We start from the raw sequence: 2,923 nt of genomic DNA on the forward strand, positions 1-2,923 counted from the left end.
GAAGCTAAGCTTAAAATAGAGGATATACCAAGACATAATGAACTAGAAATTGCTATAGAACCTAGATTTAAAGTTAATATTGATCTTAATGATAATGCAAAAAATATTAAAGCTAAAAATAATTTAGATTTTGTTAAAAATAAAGAACAAAAAAATGATATATTAGAAATTCAAGATGATAGATTATTTGAATATCAAAATCTTTTAAATCTTATAAAAGAAAAATTTGAAGAATTAAAACAAGATCAAAAGAAAATTGATTTTGCTAAAGATTGTAGCTTGCAAAAAAAACAAATCGAAGAAATTATAGAAAATATTCCTCTTATAAAATCTACTAAGCTTATTAATATTATGGCTTTGACTTTGATTTCAAAAGAGCTCTATAGTCCTTTATTTGGCGGAATGAAAAATGACTTATTTATGAAATATTTAAGTGCAGCTATTAAAGATAGTATTGATAATGATAAAGAGTTGTTTGAAAATTTAAGTTTGCTAGCTTTAGAGGCGTATAAAGATAAAAATTAGAAAAAATTTTCTATGCTATTTCTCATTTCTGAAGTTTTAGTATAGTGATTAATTTCTGCTCTAAATGCACAAGCATTCTTATATGTTTTAGAGTATTCGTGTAGGTGTTTTTTAAAGATATTTACTCCTAAATTTCCATAATGTTTGACAATCTCATCAAAGTGAAATAAAATAATTTCTTTTTTCAAGGTTTTATCTATTTTTTTTCTTTCTTTAATTTCATAAAAAATCCAAGGATTTCCGATACTTGCTCTACCTATCATCAAGCCATCACATTTTGTAATGTTAAATACTTCATTAGCATTTAAAGCATTGATATCACCATTTGCAATCACTGGAATTTTTACTTGACTTTTGGCATAAGCTATAGATTCATAATCCGCATTCCCACTATAGAGTGCTTTTCTTGTACGTCCGTGAATGCTTATAAAATTTACCTCAAGTTCTTCGCAAATTTTGGCCATTTTTTCAGGATATTTTTCATCAAATCCTAGACGAAATTTAACACTAGTTAGAGATTTTTTATTGTATTCTTTAATGGTTGCAACAAGTTTTTTAAAAAGGTCTAAATTTTTTAGCAAAGCACTACCTGCACATTGTTTTACAACTTTATTGACTGGACATCCACAATTAAAATCAATTCCATCAATAAAGTCGATTTCATTTAATATTAAAACAGCTTTTTTGATAATTTCAGTATCACTCCCTGCAATTTGAACTATATAAGGTTTTTCAAGTTCTGCTTTTTTAAGCATATGTAGAGTTTTTTTATTTTCATATACTAAAGCATTAGAACTTATCATTTCGCTAATGGTCACATCAGCGCCAAATTTTTTAACAACATTTCTAAATGGCAAGTCTGAAAATCCTGCCATAGGAGCTAAAAATAAAGGCTTATTGTTAAAATCAATCATATAATTAATTTATCAAGATCAAATTTTTTATGATGCTCTCTTAATAAGAGAATATTGGAAAAATCACTAAATCTTTTTTCATCATTTCTAATCTCACTTAATAGTTCATCAAACATAGAAAAATTAGCTAAAAGATATAAATATGCTCTTAAAGCTTCATTATTTTTATCCTTTATTTTTTTAAAAATATTTAAAATTGCATCAGGGCTTAAAGATTTAGTGCTTGATTTTGCAATTTGCAAGTATTCTTTTTCATTTAAATCTGGTCTATCAATTAATACTTCAAATTCAGCTAAATTTAGTTTTAATTCTTGGTTTTTAAAACGATTAATGATAGTTAAAATTTGTTCTTGATTTTTATTTATTTTAATATTTTTTATTTGCTCATAAGTACCTTTTTTTATAAGTGTATCAAAAGCATATTCTGTAAGCTCATCTTCTATTTGCTCTGCATATTTTATTTTGTTATAAGCATAGTTGATATCATTTTTTATATGATTTTTTTCATTTTGCAAAAATAAAATGTTATTTTTTTCAAGTTTAAATTTGTTAAGATTGCAATATTCTCCACGTTTTACGCTATCAATTAGATCCAAAATATCATTTATTTTGGAATTAAGTTTGTCTTTTTGATGAGTTTTTAAAGTTTTTACTAAATTAGCAACTTGTCTAAATTCTTTTGTTTGAAAGTTAATTTTTGTTTCTTTTTCTAAAAGTAAGTCTATAATAAAACTTTCAAATTTATTGCTATCCTTTAAAAAGTGTTTAAATTTTAAATAATTTAAAAAACTATAAAAACTTATATGTAAAATTGTAAAAATTATAAATATAACAAGAACAAGTGCAAACCAAGTCATTACGGGAAGTTCCATAGAGTAATGAAATATATTTAAAGTATAAGTTCCAAGATCAAGATAAAATAAAAACAGCATTATAAAAATAATATAAACAAAAGAAGCAAATATAAAGAGACTAATTTTCATTGTTTTCGCCTTTTTCTATAATTTCTCTACAAGTAATGCAATATTTTGCATGTGGTTTGATTTTTAATCTTTCTATATTAATATCATCTTCGCAAAGTTCGCATATACCATAAATATTATTTTTAATTTTTTCTAAAGCTTTTAAAATTTCATTTAATTCTTCTTTTAAATTTGCACTAATAGCTAAATCAATTTGCGAACTTGTTTCTATAAGTGAAAAATCAACACTATCACTTGGAGCACTATTGTGCAAGGCTTCAATTTCTGCTGAATTGCTATGTAAATTTTCTATGATAAAATTTTTGCGTTTTTCAAGAAATTTTTTTAAAAAATTTAAATCGTTTTTATTCATTTTATTTCCTATTTATGATAAGGGTGGTTAAAATTGATACAAAAAGCTCTATAAATTTGTTCTAATAATAAAATTTTTACAAGTTGATGAGCCAAAGTAAAAGAGCTAAAACAAAGGCTAAAATCTAAAGTATTAATAAATTCTTTACG

4 protein-coding genes and 1 pseudogene are annotated in these 2,923 nt (G+C 24.1%); 1 reads left to right on the forward strand and 4 read right to left on the reverse strand.

Translation table 11 applies throughout. The features are described 5' to 3' along the window. Positions 1-525: pseudogene (locus JG677_RS07620) on the forward strand (FHA domain-containing protein); the annotation flags it as partial. Here JG677_RS07620 and JG677_RS07625 read toward each other — a convergent pair. The 4 genes from JG677_RS07625 to JG677_RS07640 form a co-directional block, all read right to left on the reverse strand. Further along, positions 522-1,439 (reverse strand): tRNA dihydrouridine synthase, encoded by a 918-nt coding sequence (locus tag JG677_RS07625; RefSeq protein ID WP_200170221.1) that lies wholly within the window; start codon positions 1,437-1,439, stop codon positions 522-524. The pseudogene JG677_RS07620 and the gene JG677_RS07625 sit on opposite strands and share 4 nt — an antisense overlap. Further along, the gene (locus JG677_RS07630; protein WP_200170220.1) at positions 1,436-2,422 is read right to left on the reverse strand and encodes a hypothetical protein; all 987 of its coding nucleotides are present in this window, start codon (positions 2,420-2,422) and stop codon (positions 1,436-1,438) included. The genes JG677_RS07625 and JG677_RS07630 overlap by 4 nt, the downstream gene beginning before the upstream one ends. Next, a complete protein-coding gene (dksA, locus tag JG677_RS07635; RefSeq protein ID WP_200170219.1) occupies positions 2,412-2,774 on the reverse strand; it encodes an RNA polymerase-binding protein DksA in 363 nt (120 codons plus the stop codon). The genes JG677_RS07630 and dksA overlap by 11 nt, the downstream gene beginning before the upstream one ends. An 8-nt stretch (positions 2,775-2,782) precedes the next feature. Next, a partial coding sequence (locus JG677_RS07640; protein WP_200286050.1) for a 23S rRNA (pseudouridine(1915)-N(3))-methyltransferase RlmH occupies positions 2,783-2,923 on the reverse strand: 141 nt, incomplete at its 5' end.

Origin of the sequence: Campylobacter sp. TTU-622, assembly GCF_016598965.1 — a bacterium.
Classification (GTDB): Bacteria; Campylobacterota; Campylobacteria; order Campylobacterales; family Campylobacteraceae; genus Campylobacter_D.

Coding starts and splice junctions, on each gene's coding strand:
- JG677_RS07625 (WP_200170221.1), bottom strand. CDS start 1,439: ATGATTGATTTTAACAATAAGCCTTTATTTTTAGCTCCTATGGCAGGA.
- dksA (WP_200170219.1), bottom strand. CDS start 2,774: ATGAATAAAAACGATTTAAATTTTTTAAAAAAATTTCTTGAAAAACGC.
- JG677_RS07630 (WP_200170220.1), bottom strand. CDS start 2,422: ATGAAAATTAGTCTCTTTATATTTGCTTCTTTTGTTTATATTATTTTT.